This window comes from Rothia mucilaginosa, from assembly GCF_001061665.1.
Lineage (GTDB): Bacteria > Actinomycetota > Actinomycetes > Actinomycetales > Micrococcaceae > Rothia > Rothia mucilaginosa_A.
On sequence record NZ_JVSP01000005.1, the window covers coordinates 33818 to 50864 of the forward strand.

Here is a 17047-nt window from a genome sequence, read left to right on the forward strand (position 1 = left end):
GGAGGAGGTACTCCTCGACCGCCGCGAATTATTCGAGCTCGGCCTGAATGATGCTTCAAGGTGACACTGAAGTGTCGTCGTGAGGCGGTTCTTAGACGTACAATGTGAGTCGTTTGCACTGCACTCGGTGCAAATTTTTGCTTGCGGATGCAACATTCGCCTGCAGAACACCGATACAGAACACCGATACCTACCGCTTACGTGCGCACCGCACGAATTGGCGAGTCACTCACCGTTGAAAGAACCAGCCACATGAACATCACCTATAACGCCCAGCGGAACCCGCACCTGGGCGCTCCCGGCGTCACCACCATGCACGGTGAGGCTCAGTCCTCCGACGCGACCCCTCTGCCCGGCCCCGGCGCGGGGCAGTGGCGCATCACCGGAACCAAGCTTGGCGGCGCCTGCCCGACGATCCTTGCCGGGCGCGACGGCTTCATCCAGGTGCTGTGCACCCAGGTCTTTGCGCACGGAGAATTCATCACCCCGAAGCTTTCGATTCTTGACCCGCACACGGGCCGCGAGCTTTCGCACCTGGACATCCCCAAGGGGGCCCTGCTGGGAGGCGTGTACGCCTACCTTGACGCGAAGGACCGCATGGTTCTGGTGGACGGTTCGCGGTGCCTGCTGAAGCTGGGGCACTCGAGCGACGGCCGCAGTATTCGCGTGGAGGAGCGCATCGACCTGAGCCGCATGCTGGCCCAGAGCCCCAAGGACGCGGTGGTCGGCCTGGTGCCCGATTGGGGCGGGCGCATCTGGGTTGCCACGAAGAACGGCTACGTCGCGGTCGTTGATGCGGAGCGCGGCACGATTCGTTCCATGCGCTTGAACAGGGTGTCGGTGGCCGGCGAGCGCATCGACAACTCGATTTCGGCCTGCCCGCTGGGAGTGAGCGTGGTGACTTCTCACGCGATCTACATGTTGCAGGCGAGCGCCGCGGGTGAGCCGACCCTGCGCTGGTGGCACGCCTACGACCGCGGCACGGCCCGCAAGCCGGGCAAGCTCGCCTGGGGCTCGGGCGCGTCCCCGACGTTCTTCGGCCCGAACGGCTCGGACTACGTGATGCTGACCGATAACGCGGACGTTCAGGAGTCGGTCATCGTGTACCGCACCGAGGACGGTTCGAAGGTGGGGAGTGCGGGGTTGTTCACCGCGGGTGCTTCGGGCACCGAGAACTCCATGATTGGCGTGGGGAACACGATGGTGGGCGCGAACACCTACGGCTATCCGTACCCCAAGTATCCGGAGGGGGCGGGCCCCTCGGTTCCGGCGACGGCTCTCTTTGCGCCCGGCATGGAGCGCTGGGATATTACCGACCGCGGCCTGCGCAAGATTTGGGACCGCAAGGATGTGTATTCCTCGGCGGTTCCGCGCTATTCGGCGGCCGACGGGCTGATTTATACGTGTGAGCGTCGCCGCGGCCCGGCGGGGGCGGCGAACGGCGCCTACGCCTGGGCGGTGGCTCTGGATATGAAAACCGGCCGCACGGTGCACGAGCAGCGCCTGCCGCAGCACGTGAGCCTGCTGCTCGGCGGCGGCGATACCCTGCAGATGGTGGGCACGATTGATCGCTTTGGCACGTGGTGGCAGGGCACGATTAGCGGCGTGTACCGCATCGCGAAGGCTTAGGAAGGGCAGAAGAATGGAACGATACGCAATGAACACTTCCCGCCGTACCGCCCTGAAGGTGGCCGGCACCTCGGCGATGCTGGTGGCCGGCGGGGCCGCCCAGGGTGCGCAGGCCGCGACCCGTTCGGGTGGCCGTCGCTCGGCGAGCCCGCGACCGGTGACGCAACGGGGCGGTGGGGGGGCCACATCGGCTTATCTGATGCGGGTCCCGGTGCGGTTTACCGAACCGAGCGTGCGCCTGGAATTGCGCGCGCAGAACCCCGAGGCGGTCACCCCGGTGCCGCTGCAGGATCGGCCGGCCCGAACCCTGAACCTGCGGAACCTGCCGAATCTTATGGGCATCGTGAACGAGGGAAATGCGACTCTGCCGGTGGGCACGCGCCTGCTCATTCGCGCTCGCGCTCAGGATCCGGCGACCGGTCTGCTCCTCACCCCGGAGGCAAGCTTGGTCGTTTCCGGCGGCGAGGCGGTTGCGGCCGGTGGGTCTGGCCCTTCGGTCCTGGTGCCTCCTGCGGATGCCCTCAGCCTGCAGGCCCTGGGCCGCGATGAGCTGAACGGCGCGGCCGGAGCGGGCGGGGAGAGCGTGTTGGAGCTACGCGTGGCTATTCCGGCGGGTCACCGCCTGGAGGTGCGCCTGCGCTACGCGGTCGCTTCGGGGGTGAGCGCCTCGCGCCTGAAGGGCGTGCACTGCTCGGCTTCCCTGGACATGGTTGCGGCTGGTCTGTCGCGGGGCTTCCATGAGGTGCAGAGCCCGGGCGTGGTCGCGGCGCTTGCCTAGTCGCGCCCCTGGCGTCCGCCGTCGGCTTCGTGCTCGCCGAAGGCCACCTTGACCGCGTGGTGGAGCGCCTCGCGCACCATGGCGATGGCGGGGTTGGCGGCGGATTCGCGGCGTACGGCGGTAAAGATTTTGCGGCAGGGCTTGCCGGGTAGCTCTACGATGCGTAGCCCCTCGGTGGTGGAGAGCGAGGAGAGGATGAAGCCGGGCACGATGGTGACGGCGAATCCTGCCTTGACGAGGTTGGAGTTCGTAATCATGTCATTGGCGCTGTAGCGGATGACCGGCTCGAATCCTGCGGTACGGCACTGGTTGAGCGCCCAGCTGCGGGAGGTGTTCTGTTCCATTTCCAGGACCCAGGGGAGTGCGTGCGCTTCCTCAATTGAGGTGATGGTGGAGGTGCTGGGCACGATGAGGCTGAGCGGGTCTTCGGTGAGTAGCTCGGAGTGCAGTTCGGGGTACTCGGGGATGTGGTGGTGCGGGTAGGCTTCGGAGAGCACCATGTCGTATTCGCGGCTTCGGGTCAGCGAGGTGCCGGTTTCGGGGTCAATCTGCAGCACCTGTAACGTGAGCGAGGGGGCGTGCTCGGCAAGGTAGGTGAGCGCGGCCGGTAGCAGGGCGAAGGCCGCGGATTGGAAGATGGCCAGGCGCACGCGTCCTGCGGGTTCTCCGGTGAGGTTGGCGACGGAGGTCTGCATGCGATCGAGCTCGCGCAGGATGCTACGGGCGCTTTCGACGACGATGAGCCCGGCGCTGGTGAGCTGCACTCGCCTACCGATGCGTTGCAGGAGTGCGGTGCCGGTTTCTTTTTCGAGGGTTGCAATCTGCTGCGAGACTGCGGAGGGGGTGAGGCTGAGCGCCTCTGCCGCGGCGATGATGGTGCCCCGCTCCTGGATTTCGAGGAGCATCTGCATGCGTCGGATGTCGTAGATGGACACGGTGTACTCCTGCTTTCTCCCGTGGGTGCTCCCGTCGAGGTTTTCGTCTCGACGGGGGAGCGTTGTGCGCGGGTCGGTTCCCTTGCGGCTGTGTGTCTCTGATAGTGGACTCTCGTCCATAGTAGCGCGCTCGGTGAACGCTGAAAATACGCCGCCTTCGTGGGGGAATCGCTCCGGGGGAGGGGCCTTCCGTGCGGGTAGCTCGCGGATAGCGTCTTGTCCGGGGCTTTTTGCGGGTTGTGAGGGGTTTCCGAGGTGTTTTTAATTCTGTTTTTGATGTGTTCGTTTGTTACGTTCTAGGTTCGTCGTTTGGTCCTGGAAGTGCTAGCCTGGGAGGGATGGATAGCGATGCCGCTATCGTTCTTGCCTATCCCCACGAAACACGGTGTTTTGCGAGGGGGGCGGACGGAATCACCTCCCGGGTTTATTTAGAAAATCTAAACAAACTTTGGAAAAAACATTCAGTTTTTCTAATGAGGTGTTCGGCACTCTTTTGTGGTGAAATAGAGACATCGCCAAACGTGGTGTGTACCGCACACAGTGAAATAGTTAGGAGTCAAGGATGACCCATCCTTTCGCATCTGAGCACTACCAGAAGATGGCTCAGGAAGCTCGTCAGCTCGTTCGTCAGTGGGTGAACGAGTCCCAGTCGATTAAGCCCACCTTTGCGGCTGAGCAGCTGGCAGGCGTTCTGAAGGACCCGAACGGTCTTCCCTTCACCGTCGGCTTCGTCGATGGCGTGATTCGCCCCGAGGATGACAACGTCTCCGGTCGTAACCTGTCCCGCATCGCTGGCCTGGCACCGTCCTTCCTTCCCTGGTACATGAAGTCCGCCGTTGGCTTCGGCGGCAAGCTGGCCGGCAAGGTTGCCTGGCCCACCGTTCCCGTCGCACGCCGCGTTCTGCGTGAGATGGTTGGCCACCTGATTGTCGACGCTTCTGAGGAGAAGCTGGGCGACGCTATCGCAGAGCTGACCAAGAGCGGTAACCGCCTGAACGTCAACCTGCTCGGCGAGGCCGTGCTGGGTGACAAGGAAGCTGAGCACCGCCTGTCCGAGACCAAGCGTCTGCTGGCTCGCGACGACGTCGACTACGTCTCCATCAAGGTATCCGCTGTTTCCGGCCCCCACCAGCACTGGGCATTCGACGAGGTTGTTGAGACCGCTGTTCGCCGCCTGACCCCGCTGTACGAGCTGGCTGCTTCTTCCTCCCCCAAGAAGTTCATCAACCTGGACATGGAGGAGTACAAGGACCTCGACCTGACCATCGAGGTGTTCACCAAGATCCTGGACCAGCCCCAGCTGAAGGACCTGGAAGCCGGTATCGTGCTCCAGGCATACCTGCCCGACACCCTGGCTGCAATGCAGCACCTGCAGGAATGGGCCGCAAAGCGCGTTGCTGCTGGCGGCTCCGGCGTCAAGGTCCGCCTGGTGAAGGGTGCAAACCTCTCCATGGAGATCGTGGAAGCCGTCATGCACGGCTGGCCGCTGACCACCTGGGACACCAAGCAGGCTGCTGACACCAACTACAAGCGCGTTCTGGACTACGCACTGCGTCCCGAGCACGTGAAGAACATCCGCCTCGGTATCGCAGGCCACAACCTCTTCGACGTTGCTTTCGCACTGCTGCTGTCCGAGGACCGCGGCGTGAAGGATCGCGTCGAGTTCGAGATGCTGATCGGTATGGCTGAGCAGCAGGCAGAGATCATCCGCCGCCGCGTTGGCCACCTGCTGCTGTACGTGCCCGTCGTGAACCCCAAGGAATTTGACGTTGCAATCGCATACCTGATTCGTCGTCTCGAGGAGAACGCTTCCTCCGAGAACTTCATGTCCGGTATCTTCGACCTGGCAACCGACGAGTCCATCTTCAAGCGCGAAGAGGACCGCTTCATGCGTGCACTGAACTCCGTCACCGACGAGGTTCCCGCACCCAAGCGCACCCAGAACCGTCTGACCGAGAACGAGGACAACGTCTTCGTACCGGCAGGTCGCTTCGAGAACACCCCCGACACCGACCCCGCACTGGCCGGTAACCGTGAGTGGGGTCGCGCAATCCTCGAGCGCTCCAAGACCACCAAGCTGGGCATCGACACCCTCAAGGCTAACGAGCTGACCAGCGAGGCTGAGGCTGAGAAGCTGATCAAGGAAGCCGAAGAAGCTGGCAAGGCATGGGGTAAGCTCTCCGGCCACGAGCGTGCAGAGATTCTGCGCAAGGTCGGTAAGGCTATTGCACTGCGCCGCGGTGACCTGCTGGAGGTTATGGCAGCTGAGGCTGGCAAGACCCTGGAGCAGGGCGATACCGAGGTCTCCGAGGCAATCGACTTCGCATACTACTACGCAATGCTGGCTGAGGACCTCGAGAAGATTGACGGCGCAAAGCACAAGTCCGTGGATGTGACCCTGGTTGTTCCCCCGTGGAACTTCCCGACCGCTATCCCCGCCGGTGGTGTTCTGGCTGGTCTGGCTGCAGGTTCTGCTGTCATCTTCAAGCCCGCAACCATCACCGCTCGCACCGGTGCCCTGATCGCAGAGATCATGTGGGAAGCAGGCGTTCCCAAGGAAGTTCTGAAGCTCGTCAAGGTTGTTGACCGCGCTGCAGGCAAGCTGCTCATCTCGCACCCCGAGGTGGACCGCCTGATCCTGACCGGTGGTTACGAGACCGCTGAGCTCTTCCGCTCCTGGCGTGATGACCTGCCGCTGTTCGGTGAGACCTCGGGTAAGAACTCGATTATCGTCACCCCGAACGCTGACATCGACCTGGCCGTCAAGGACGTCGTCTACTCGGCATTCGGCCACGCAGGCCAGAAGTGCTCCGCAGGCTCCACCGTTATCCTGGTGGGCTCCGTGGCACAGTCCGAGCGTTTCCGCCGTCAGCTGCTCGACTCGGTCAACTCCCTGCACGTGGCACACCCGCAGGACATCGAGTCCCAGATGGGCCCCGTCGTTCAGAAGCCCGAAGAGAAGCTGCTGCGCGGTCTGACCACCCTCGGCCCGGGCGAGCGCTGGCTCATCCAGCCGAAGGAACTGGACGAGACCGGCCGCCTGTGGAGCCCCGGTGTTCGCGAAGGCGTCAAGCCCGGTTCCGAGTACCACATGACCGAGTACTTCGGCCCCATCCTGGGTATCATGACCGCTGACACCCTGGAAGAGGCAATCGAGCTGCAGAACGCACCCGACTACGGTCTGACCGCCGGCCTGCACTCGCTGGATGCCGACGAGCTCGAGCTGTGGCTCTCCAAGGTTCAGGCAGGTAACCTGTACGTGAACCGTGCAATTACCGGTGCAATCGTTCAGCGTCAGCCCTTCGGTGGTTGGAAGAAGTCCACCGTGGGTTCGGGTACCAAGGCCGGTGGCCCCAGCTACCTGATTGCCCTGTCCGATTGGGAGCCCGTCCAGTCCACCGCAACCGCAACCACCCACTCGGTGACCGTTCGCGAGACCCTGGCTACCATCGAGAACTCCGAGCTGGGCAAGCGCGATGACTTCGCCTTCATCAAGCGCGGCGTCTCCTCCGACGCACACGCTTGGGACACCGAGTTCGGCTTCGGCCACGACCCCTCGAAGCTGGGCGTCGAGCGCAACATCCTGCGCTACGTCCCCACCCAGGTTCTGGTTCGTGCCGACGAGTCCGCATCCCCGGCAGAAGCCCTGCGCGTTGTGCTCGCCGGCCTGGCAGCTAACGCACCGGTCGCTCTGTCCGTCGGTAAGGACCTGCCGGTCGATGTCCGCGGCGTCCTGGAGAACAAGGGTGTCAAGTACGAGGTCAAGTCGGACGCACAGTTCCGCGAGTACCTGGCTTCGAACGCCAAGACCCCGGTTCGCGCACTGGCCGGTACCCCGCTGGAAGGCACCCGCATCCGCTACATCGGCAACGATGTGAAGTCCATCTACTCGGCACTGGGTGGTCGCCCGGATGTTGCAGTGTACTTCGCACCGGTCACCGAGGCTGGCCGCATCGAGATGCTGCCCTTCCTCCGTGAGCAGGCTGTTTCGATTACCGCACACCGTTTCGGTAACCCGAACCGCTTCTCCGAGCGCGTCATTTCTTCCCGCTAAGGCGCTGTGAGAGTTTAGCTCTCTAGCCTAGGCTCAGGGCCCTGCACCTTCATGGTGTGGGGCCCTGAGCCTTTTGGTGCGTCTGATGGCTGTCTGCTGGAGGTGAGTAATAGGGGTGCTTCTAGGGCCTTGGGAAGGGGTGATTGTTGGGCGGTTAGATAGGATAAGGAAAATATAGTGTCATAGAAGTGGTACGGGGGTGTTTGGACGTGCCCCGCGTTACTTCTTATGTGATAATTGGTGTAGGACGTTCCGTCATCCCACATACGGAACGACACCGTGCGCGGGACGGTCCGCGCTACGCAAGAACACACTGAAAGGACACCGCTGCTATGAGCAACGTTCCCGCAGAACTCTCGTACACTTCTGAGCACGAGTGGGTTTCCGCTCTCACCGCCGAGGGCACCGTACGTGTTGGTATTACCGACCACGCTCAGGATGCACTGGGTGACGTCGTCTACGTCGACCTTCCCTCTGTCGGCGATTCTGTAGCTGCTGAGGATAGCTTCGGTGAGATTGAGTCCACCAAGTCTGTCTCCGATCTCTTTGCTCCCATCGCTGGCGAGATTGTCGCAGTGAACGAGGGCCTGGAGGATGACCCCGCACTGGTGAACTCCGATCCCTACGGCGAGGGTTGGATCATTGAGATTCGTCCCGAGAACGCTGATGACCTGGCAAACCTGCTGACTGCAGAGGGCTACCAGGCAGAGCTGGACAAGCTTTAAGCCTTAAGAACCCGCCCCCGTAGGGGTGTCTAGAGTTAAAGCGGCGAGACCAAATTGGTCTCGCCGTTTTTCTTTGTAGGTGCACGCAAACGCAAATAAACGGGCATCTTTAAGGTTCTTTGCGAGGATTTTTGAAGTCATTGAAGGAGGGTGAAATAGTGCTAAACCCCAAGTGGGGGGCTCTTTGAGGTTAAATGTGATGAAAACTTCAACCATCGCGAGAAGATAAAATTTTCCTTGTAAAGCAGTCCAATATTTGTAGGTTATGTTTAGCTTTCGGGTTTCTTGCTAAAATTGGTACCGTTACTGCGGAATTGTGTTTGAATTTGTGGTTATTTTTGGGTTCCAGAAGGGCTTGAAATGACCCTTCTGAATAGCGAAATGCCTTGTGAGGCTATAAGATTATCTGGAAGGTTCACGGTTTATCATTTCGTGATAAACAAATGAGCCGATCTATCACACTCTCAACACAAGAAGCAAAGACAACCGGCACGAAGCGATACCTTTTCCTCGAAGGGGCGCACTACTCACTCAACTCGGTGCGTAACGTAATCGGCCGGTACATACCCGAAAGACATAGATGACCTCACGCATCGATGATGGCTTCAGCAAGTCTGAGGCCGCACTGGACAGCGCGGAGCACGGTGCCTCTGACCGTAACCCGCGCGAGGTGAAGAGCCGAACCATCGGTCAGGTTCTAAGCCAGCTCGACCTGGAATTCCCCGGGATCAGCGCCTCCAAGATCCGATTCCTGGAGGAGCGAGGCCTGGTGCATCCCAGCCGTACCGAAACCGGATACCGCAAGTACTCCCAGACGGATATCGAGCGTCTGCGCTACATCCTTACCATGCAGCGCGATCACTACATGCCGCTGAAGGTAATCCGTCAGCACCTGGATGACCTGGAGGCCGGTCGAGTCCTGAACTCCATGCCGACCACCGTCAGCGAGGAAGTCCTGGACAGCGTCCTCGGTACCAACGCACAGGAGGGTCGTACCTACACCCTGCGCGAGCTGGCCGAGTACGCGAACACCACTCCCGAGCTCATCCGTGACCTGATTGACTTCGGTCTTTTGGAAGACGGAGCGGACCACGAGTACACCGACTACGATGTGCTGATTGCCCGCGTTAGCGCGGAACTGACCCAGCACGGTATTCAGCCTCGTCACCTGCGCGCCTTCAAGTCGGCCGCGGATCGCGAGATTTCCCTCGTGGAAATCGCTGTGGCCCCTCTGGCCTCTCGTCGCGATGCGGCGTCGCAGGCCCAGGCACAGGACCGAGCCGATAAGATTCGCAAGCTCTGCCTGCAGTTGCATGCGACTCTCGTCGAGTCGGCCATGCCCACCTACGAGTAGGAGGGCGACTCCGCGGCGCGGTTCCTCAAAGAGTCGGTCGCGACCGGGTGGTGTTATCTGCCCATTCCCCGGGGATACGCCCTTTGTGGCGTAAGCCCGTGGTTACCGTCCGTACGCGAATGGTAACCCCCAAGATTTGGACGATGCCGCTTCTAAAACGCGGATTTCTACCCCTTCGTCCAACACGAAGAGCTTCTATACCAGGGGCTCCCGGCCTGCCAAAGGCTATTCACTTAACTCAGCGGCGAATGCGTGCCAATCTCCGGATTGGCGCGCATTCGCTATTTAAGGCCGGGGGAGAGGGAGAGAGTGAAAGCGGAGGCCCGTGGGCTCGATACCCGACGAAGAATTGTAACTCGGTGGCAGCTTCGCCTTCGGGACGACCCGCGAGATTACCTGGGGCAGATATCGTGGGCTTGCCGTGGGGGCGTGAGGGGCATCCTGAGCGGATTCTGAGCGGATTCTGAGAGGAGAAAGAACGACTCTCACGGTGCGTTCGATTTTAAGTAGGGCACCGTATCGGTTAAAATGGAGTGAATGAGCCGCGCCTATCGCGCACCGGTCGCTCTGTCGACCCTCGAATCGTTCTCCAGCGGAACGACGTATTCGGGGCGATACCGGCCGCCGATTGATGGGGCGCGGTGTATCGCTTAACGGCTCCCGCTACGCCCAACGGGCATCCGGGAACCGGGCGAAAACTAGCTAAGACGCGTGACTGGCATTCTGCGGATGCCGCATACGAGGACACAAAAGGAGGGGCCGTGGTGGAGCACCAGACCGGCGAGAGCGCAGGCACTGACGAGGCGTACCCGAGCTTCGACCAGCCCCTGGACGGATTCGACGCGCTCTTTCCCGCGGCACCGCCTCCTCGCGGTGAACAGGGCGTGCTCTTCGCGGACCCCGTTTCTGTGGTGGAGGAAAACCTGGGTTACCGTGGTGCTGTCGCCTGCAAGGCGGCCGGTATCACCTACCGCCAGCTCGACTACTGGGCCCGCACCGACCTTGTGGTTCCCACCGTGCGCGGCGCATCCGGTTCCGGTACCCAGCGCCTCTACAGCTTCCGCGACGTTCTCGTGCTCAAGATCGTGAAGCGCCTGCTCGATACCGGCGTGTCCCTGCAGCAGATTCGCCTCTCCATTGAGCACCTGCGAAGCCGAGGCCTGGATGACCTGGCCGATATCACGCTCATGAGCGATGGCACCACCGTGTACGAGTGCACCTCACCCAGCGAGGTTATCGACCTGGTGCAGGCCGGTCAGGGTGTCTTCGGCATCGCTATCGGTCGCGTGTGGCGAGAAATCGAGATGAACCTCAATGGCCAGCCCGGCGAGGAAATGCACGAATCCTTCGAAGGTGACGAACTCGCCGCCCGCCGCGCCCGCCGCGCCCAGGCCTAATACCCGTCTGACCCGTCGGTCATAACTGCGGGGCTCCAGCCCCACAGACCCCATACTTTTTCTTCTGCCCGCCCGAGCACCAACGATGCATGGGCGGGCAGAACGCTATCTTCGGGGGGAGAGGGTAAGAACACTCAGGGACCAAAAAGGCGCATCGAGACCGCATGGTGGGCATAACGAGCAAATATTCAAGGGCAGGTTGAGAAAAAACTCACGTTACCCCCTGTCAGGTCCGGAAGGAGCACACGGATTCGCTAGAATGAAGGAGCATTACACCTCACTCATATCACGGATTCTCAATGTCCCGAATCGTTAGTATCAGTAGCCTCAAGGGCGGCGTGGGTAAAACCTCCATCACCCTGGGGCTCGCCTCCGCGGCGCTACACAGCGGCCTTTCCGCACTCGTTATTGACCTCGACCCCCACGGAGACGCCAGCACCGGCCTAGCCGTCGACGAAAGCATCCCCGACGTGGCCTCCCTGATTGCCAGCACCAATGAACGAGCCTTCGCCGATGAAGCCGGAGAGTCCGCCTGGAACAGGCTGGTGGGCAAACCAACCCTGCTGACCAACACCCCCGTCGACACCGGTAGCGTGCGGGTTGCCCGTGGGTCGGCACGTTCCACCCTCGTGGACCGTCAGGAAGCCGCACCGTTCATTCGCAGATTCAAGCGCATGGTGGACGCCGCGGCGGGCGCCTACGACGTGATTCTGATTGACTGCCCGCCCTTCCTGGGGACGCTTTCCTCGATGGGCTGGGCCGCCAGCCAGCGCATCCTCTCCGTGGCCGAGCCCTCCCTCTTCTCTGTGGCCGGCACGGAACGCACCCTACGCGCCATCCTGCGCTTCCAGCAGGAGAGCGGCACAAGTATCGACGGGGCCGGGGTCGTCATCAACAAGATGCGCCCGGACGACAGCGAGCACCAGTACCGTCGAGACGAGATGCGCTCGCTCTTTGGCGACCTCGTGGCCGAACCCGTCCTGCGAGAAAGCCCCGTGCTGCAGCGAGCCCAGGGCGCCGCCTACCCGATTCACTTCTGGCCCGACGAAGAATCCGTCGAACCCGCCGTGGACTTTACCCGACTGCTGGTTGGGCTCATGGCCGACCTGTAGGCCGTCAACCGGATTGTCGACCGGGCGAAGAGGTGAACGCTCGAGTTGCGTGCCGCATCATGTTCCGGGCTGATCTGGCGATAGAGGCTTCTACGGGAATAGCCGTGCTCCCCGACGCGTTATAGTGGCAGTAAAAGAGCTGCACGCCCGTAAGAATCCCCGGACGTTTCCGTATGGGGCCGCGGTCGTGCCGTAGGTAAGACAGAGAAAGAGAAGAACATCGTGAGCATCGAACACCTGGAACGCATCGACGGGGTAGCCCAGTACGACCTCATCGTCATCGGCTCCGGATCCGGCAACACCCTCATCGGCCCCGAATGGGACGACAAGAAGGTCGCCCTCATCGACGGCGGCATCTTCGGTGGCACCTGCCTGAACGTGGGCTGTATTCCCACCAAGATGTACGTCTACCCGGCCACCATCGCCCAGAAGACTCGCGAGGTTAAGCACCTTGGCATTGACGCGCACGTGGATGCCGTGCACTGGCCCGAGATCCGCGACCGTATCTTCGCCTCCCGCATCGACCGTATTTCCGAGGGCGGCCGCGATTGGCGTGCAGGCCTGCCCAACGTCGACTTCTACGACCAGTACGCACGCTTCGTCGGTTCGCACACGCTGGAGTTGACCGACGGCACCCGCCTGCAGGGCCGCCAGATCGTGATTGCGGCAGGTTCGCGCGCCGTGTTGCCTCCCGTGCCCGGTATCGACTCCTCCAAGGTCTACACCAACGACAATGTCATGCGCATGGACGAGCTACCCGCACGCATGGTCGTCATCGGCGGCGGCGTGATTGCGGCAGAATTCTCCCACGTCTTCTCCGCATTCGGCACCGAAGTGACCCAGCTGAACCGCTCCTCCCGCCTGTTGCGCAGCGTGGATGAAGAGGTCGTGGCACGCTTTGAAGAAGCCGCAAGCAAGCAGTGGAACATCGTCAAGGATGCGTCCCTCTCCGAGATCCGTGAGAACGCCGACGGCAGCGTGACCGTCGTAGCGAAGCGTGCTTCCGAGAACGGCGAAGAACTGCTCGAAATCCCGGCAGACGCTGTACTCGTGGCAACCGGCCGCCGCCCCAACGCCGACACCCTCAACGCGAAGAACTACTTCGACGTGCAGGACGGCGGTCAGCTCAGCGTCGATAAGCACCAGCGCGTGCTCTACAACGGCGCACCCGTACCCGGCGTCTACGCCCTCGGCGACGTGTCCAGCCGCTACCAGCTCAAGCACGTGGCCAACCACGAGGCACGCGTTGTGCAGCACAACCTCAGCCACCCCGAGGATTTGCGTGCCAGCGACCACCGCTACGTACCCGCCGCGGTCTTCAGCAACCCGCAGATTGCCGTGGTCGGCATGACCGAAGAGCAGGCGCGCCAGGCCGCTGAGCGTGAAGGCTTTGAGATTACCGTCAAGGCACAGAACTTTGGCGACACCGCCTACGGCTGGGCAATGGAAGACAAGATTGGCCTGTGCAAGCTCATCGCCCGCAAGGACAACGGCATGCTGCTCGGCGCACACCTGGTCGGTGAAGAGTCCTCCGTGCTCATCCAGCCGCTGATTCAGGCCATGAGCTTCAACCAGGATGCCCGCACCCTGGCCCGCGGTCAGTACTGGACTCACCCGGCCCTGACCGAAGTTGTGGAGAACGCCCTGCTCGGCTTGGAGTTCGACGAACCCGCTCAGGCCTAACGCCCGGGCACACGGAACACCTCTGAAGCCCTGAATCTCGGGGGTGCAAAACACCAAAGGAGGGGGTCGCACCGAATCGGTGCGACCCCCTCCTACTTGCGTTTATTGCTTTGGCCAGAACTAGAGCGGCGCGGCCCTAGCTCCGCTACTCGGGCTTCTTCTCTTCGCGCTGAGCTTCTGCCCGCGGAGCATCCTTCGAACCCGGCTCTTCTGCGGTCTCGGCAGACGTGTCGGCGCCCTTCACATTTTCCGTGCTTTCCGCGGATTCCTCAGTCTCTTCAGAATCCCCGGCGGCTACCGCACGGTTCTCCTGGTATTCCTGAATCATCTCGACGGCCTGCTCACGCAGCTCGCCCAGACGCTCGGTTGCCTGGTCACGGAACTCGGCCAGACGCTCGGCCTGCTGATCGGCGTACTCGGCCAGGCGCTCGGTTGCCTGGTCGCGCAGCTCCACGAGTCGCTCCGTCTGCTCGGCGGCGTAGTCCTGCAGGCGGGACAGCGAATCCGAGGTGGTGGCGGTAACCCGGCCGTACATTTCATCCACGTAGGAGGAGAAATCCTGCAGCACCTTCGCGCGGCGAATCTTGTGCGAGGGGGTCAGATAGCCGTCCTCCTCGGTCAGATCGCGGTTCATGATGCGGAACTCACGGATACCCTCGGCGCGCGAGACCAGCTGATTCGCCTCGTCCACAATTCGCTGCACGGCGGCGCGTACCGCCGGATGCACGGCCGCCTCCGGGATGGACAGTGAACGCGGCAGCCCCAGGTGCTCGAGCTGCTCGGGCAGGGTATCCGGATCCAGGGTCACGAGGGCCGCGATGAAGGGCTTCTCATCCCCCACCAGCATGGCCTGGGAGACCAGGGGAGAGGTGCGCAGATGGTTCTCCGCAATGCCCGGAATGACGTTCTTGCCGCCGGCGGTGACGATGATTTCCTTCTTGCGTCCCACAATCTTCAGCAACCCGGCCTCGTCGAACTCGGCCAGGTCGCCGGTACGGAACCAACCGTCCTCGGTGAACGCCTGGGCGTCCTCCTCGGGGTTCTTGTAGTACCCCTTCATGACGCCCACACCGCGCACCAGTAGCTCGCCGTCCTCGGCGATGGTGCCCTCGGCACCCGGAAGGAGCGGGCCAATCCTACCGATCTGATACGGGGTGATACGCCCGGCCGCGATGGGAGCGCAGGTCTCGGTCAGGCCGTAGCCCTCAATGACCTGCACGCCCACCGCGTGGAAGAAGTGCGCGAGGCGCTCACCCAGCGGGCCGCCTCCGGAGACCGCGTAGTGTAGCTGCCCGCCCAGAGCAGCACGCAACTTGGAGTACACGAGACGGTCGTACAGGGCGTACTGCGCCGCGAGCTTGAAAGATACATGTCCGGCGACCTTCGCCTTCGACCAAGCAATCGCGATGTCCACCGAGCGGTCGAAAAGAGCCTTGTTGAGAGAACCGCCCTTCTCTGCCTTGGCCTTGGCCCCCTCATACACCTTCTCGAAGACTCGGGGGACCACCAGTAGCATGGTCGGCTTGAAGCTATCAAGGTCGGCAGCGAGGTTCTTAATGTTCGGGGAGTGGCCGATAACCACACCGGAGTCCAGGGCCAGCACCTGAATCAGGCGAGCCAGCACGTGGGCCAGCGGCAGGAAGAGAATCGACGAGTTGCGGGGGTTCGCAATCTCGCTTTCCACGAAGCGCGTGTTGGCGCTCAGGTTCAGGAAATTGCCGTGGGTGAGCGGGCAACCCTTGGGGCGGCCGGTCGTGCCGGAGGTGTACACAATGGTCGCGATGTCATCGCAGGTGGCGCGGGTGCGTGCCTGCTCAAGCTGTTCGTCGCTGACCTCGGAAGCACGGGCGCTCAGTGAATCCAGGTCACCGTTCTCGATGACCCAGCGGTGCTTCAGCTGCATGGGCTCTTCGGCGGATGCAGAAAGCTCCTCGGCCTCCTTGATGCGGCCCAGCAACTTCTCATCCTCGACGAAGACCGCGATGGCCTCGGAGTGGGAGAGCGCCCAGGAGGCCTGGGCGGGGGCGTTCGTTTCGTAGACCGGCACGGAGATAGCACCGGCGTACCAGATGGCGAAGTCGATTACGGTCCACTCGAAGCGGGTACGGCTCATAATGCCCACGCGGTCACCCGGGCGGATACCCGCGGCAATCATGCCCTTCGCCAGGTCGGCCACCATGCGGTAAAACTCGCTGGCGCGTACCGGCTGCCAATTGCCCGGGGACATCTGGCGACGGTACAGCACGGGGTCCGCGCTGTTGGCGCGGTGACGCTCAACGAGGCTCGTGAGGTTCAACGAGGGGTCGACAATGACCTCCGCGGGGGAAGAAAAGACTTTCATGATGCGCCTTTCGGTTGGGGCGGCCTCTGCACGGTCCCGGTGCGGTTCTACGGCAGTCGCGGGGTGGAATACGGTACTGCGCCTACGGGGTGATGCGGTCCGCGGGAGCAGGGCGGTGGGCTATTTCGGTGACAAAATCCTGGAGCGAGGCGAGCACATATTCGGCGTCGTAGTCGAGCGTCGCCACGTGGTAGCTACGGGTTAGCCATCTAAATTCTACAGGAGCTGAACAATGTTCGAGAAAATATTTATGGGAGCTATCGGACACAGTGTGATCGCCCAGCGAGCGAAGGTACAGCACCGGCGCCTTCAGGCGCGGCAACAGCTCGCGAGTCTCGGCCCCCAGCAGGTGTAGCTGGTACACCGAGGCAGTGGGCGTCAGCCGGTACGCGCCCTCGCTCACGCCCGGAATGGCGATGTCAGAGCCCACCGACTTAAGCGCCGGCAGAACCTTCGAGATGACCCCTGCGTGGCGCATCAGCGGGTTCACATCCACCATGTAGGGGTTAATGATTGCGGTGCCGAGCACCGGCAGACGCGCGGAGAGGTTCACGGCCAGCGTGCCGCCCATCGACATACCGATGACGACGACCCGAAGGCCCTCGTCGGTGAGGCGACGGTAGGCGGACTCGACCGAGTCCAGCCAGTCGCGGTAATCCGTCAGGCGCATATCCTGCCAGCGGGTACCGTGCCCCGCGAGTAGCGGCATCTCCACGGGGTAGCCCAGCGCCGCGAAACGCTCGGCGATGGGGCGCATGCTGTACGGGGAACCGGTGAAACCGTGCACGATAAGGATGCCCACGCCGGGTTCAGAAGCCCCAACCCCGCGGGAACCTTCGGCGCTCTGGGGCTCCGGACGGAAGGATAGCGGGGAATGATCGAAGACATTGGGGTCGCCACCGAAACGGTGCTCCAGCATCTCTCGCACCTCCCGGGTGGCCAGGAGGCGGCGCTCGCGGGCCTTGCGCCGCATACGCTTAATCGGCTCAAGCGAGCTATCAAAAATACTCATGGCCCTCCTTAGACAATGCCGGGGCGC

11 protein-coding genes are annotated in these 17047 nt (G+C 62.3%); 8 read left to right on the forward strand and 3 right to left on the reverse strand.

All coding sequences use genetic code 11. From position 1 onward, the window contains the following. The first annotated feature begins 252 nt into the window (after positions 1 to 252). Together ADJ95_RS03420 and ADJ95_RS03425 are read left to right on the forward strand one after the other, a co-directional pair. Positions 253 to 1629, forward strand: coding sequence for a hypothetical protein (locus tag ADJ95_RS03420; RefSeq protein ID WP_049332604.1), 1377 nt, complete (start codon positions 253 to 255; stop codon positions 1627 to 1629). Between the two features lie 13 nt (positions 1630 to 1642). Continuing rightward, a complete protein-coding gene (locus tag ADJ95_RS03425; RefSeq protein ID WP_049332606.1) occupies positions 1643 to 2407 on the forward strand; it encodes a hypothetical protein in 765 nt (254 codons plus the stop codon). Here ADJ95_RS03425 and ADJ95_RS03430 read toward each other — a convergent pair. Beyond that, entirely contained in the window at positions 2404 to 3342 is a 939-nt protein-coding gene (locus ADJ95_RS03430) for a LysR family transcriptional regulator (protein WP_049332608.1), read from the reverse strand. The two genes, ADJ95_RS03425 and ADJ95_RS03430, sit on opposite strands and share 4 nt — an antisense overlap. Positions 3343 to 3904: 562 nt before the next feature. Here ADJ95_RS03430 and ADJ95_RS03435 point away from each other — a divergent pair. The 6 genes from ADJ95_RS03435 to ADJ95_RS03460 all read left to right on the forward strand — a co-directional run bounded on the left by ADJ95_RS03435 (position 3905) and on the right by ADJ95_RS03460 (position 13667). Then, complete coding sequence (locus tag ADJ95_RS03435; RefSeq protein ID WP_049332611.1) at positions 3905 to 7396, forward strand: bifunctional proline dehydrogenase/L-glutamate gamma-semialdehyde dehydrogenase; 3492 nt, start codon at positions 3905 to 3907, stop codon at positions 7394 to 7396. A gap of 332 nt (positions 7397 to 7728) precedes the next feature. Beyond that, positions 7729 to 8121 (forward strand): glycine cleavage system protein GcvH, encoded by a 393-nt coding sequence (gene gcvH, locus ADJ95_RS03440; RefSeq protein ID WP_049332613.1) that lies wholly within the window; start codon positions 7729 to 7731, stop codon positions 8119 to 8121. Positions 8122 to 8701: 580 nt separating this feature from the next. Next, on the forward strand, positions 8702 to 9475 hold the full coding sequence (locus ADJ95_RS03445) for a MerR family transcriptional regulator (protein ID WP_049332614.1): 774 nt from the start codon (positions 8702 to 8704) through the stop codon (positions 9473 to 9475). A gap of 827 nt (positions 9476 to 10302) precedes the next feature. Next, positions 10303 to 10872 carry a MerR family transcriptional regulator gene (locus ADJ95_RS03450; RefSeq protein ID WP_141754217.1) on the forward strand — a complete coding sequence of 190 codons (570 nt, stop codon included), beginning with the start codon at positions 10303 to 10305 and terminating at the stop codon, positions 10870 to 10872. Between the two features lie 299 nt (positions 10873 to 11171). After that, positions 11172 to 11984: a ParA family protein gene (locus ADJ95_RS03455; protein WP_049332619.1), complete on the forward strand. Its 813-nt coding sequence runs from the start codon at positions 11172 to 11174 to the stop codon at positions 11982 to 11984. A gap of 222 nt (positions 11985 to 12206) precedes the next feature. Continuing rightward, entirely contained in the window at positions 12207 to 13667 is a 1461-nt protein-coding gene (locus ADJ95_RS03460; protein WP_049332621.1) for a mycothione reductase, read from the forward strand. 145 nt (positions 13668 to 13812) lie between these two features. On the opposite strand, the gene ADJ95_RS03465 is transcribed toward ADJ95_RS03460, so the two are convergent. Together ADJ95_RS03465 and ADJ95_RS03470 are read right to left on the reverse strand one after the other, a co-directional pair. Next, on the reverse strand, positions 13813 to 16008 hold the full coding sequence (locus tag ADJ95_RS03465) for an AMP-binding protein (protein ID WP_049332623.1): 2196 nt from the start codon (positions 16006 to 16008) through the stop codon (positions 13813 to 13815). Between the two features lie 82 nt (positions 16009 to 16090). After that, a complete protein-coding gene (locus ADJ95_RS03470; protein WP_049332625.1) occupies positions 16091 to 17020 on the reverse strand; it encodes an alpha/beta hydrolase in 930 nt (309 codons plus the stop codon). Positions 17021 to 17047 lie beyond the last annotated feature (27 nt).

Bases quoted from the DNA above. Each gene is read 5' to 3' on its own strand.
- ADJ95_RS03420 (WP_049332604.1), top strand. From the start codon at position 253: ATGAACATCACCTATAACGCCCAGCGGAACCCGCACCTGGGCGCTCCC.
- ADJ95_RS03470 (WP_049332625.1), bottom strand. From the start codon at position 17,020: ATGAGTATTTTTGATAGCTCGCTTGAGCCGATTAAGCGTATGCGGCGC.
- gcvH (WP_049332613.1), top strand. From the start codon at position 7,729: ATGAGCAACGTTCCCGCAGAACTCTCGTACACTTCTGAGCACGAGTGG.
- ADJ95_RS03435 (WP_049332611.1), top strand. From the start codon at position 3,905: ATGACCCATCCTTTCGCATCTGAGCACTACCAGAAGATGGCTCAGGAA.
- ADJ95_RS03445 (WP_049332614.1), top strand. From the start codon at position 8,702: ATGACCTCACGCATCGATGATGGCTTCAGCAAGTCTGAGGCCGCACTG.
- ADJ95_RS03455 (WP_049332619.1), top strand. From the start codon at position 11,172: ATGTCCCGAATCGTTAGTATCAGTAGCCTCAAGGGCGGCGTGGGTAAA.
- ADJ95_RS03425 (WP_049332606.1), top strand. From the start codon at position 1,643: ATGGAACGATACGCAATGAACACTTCCCGCCGTACCGCCCTGAAGGTG.
- ADJ95_RS03465 (WP_049332623.1), bottom strand. From the start codon at position 16,008: ATGAAAGTCTTTTCTTCCCCCGCGGAGGTCATTGTCGACCCCTCGTTG.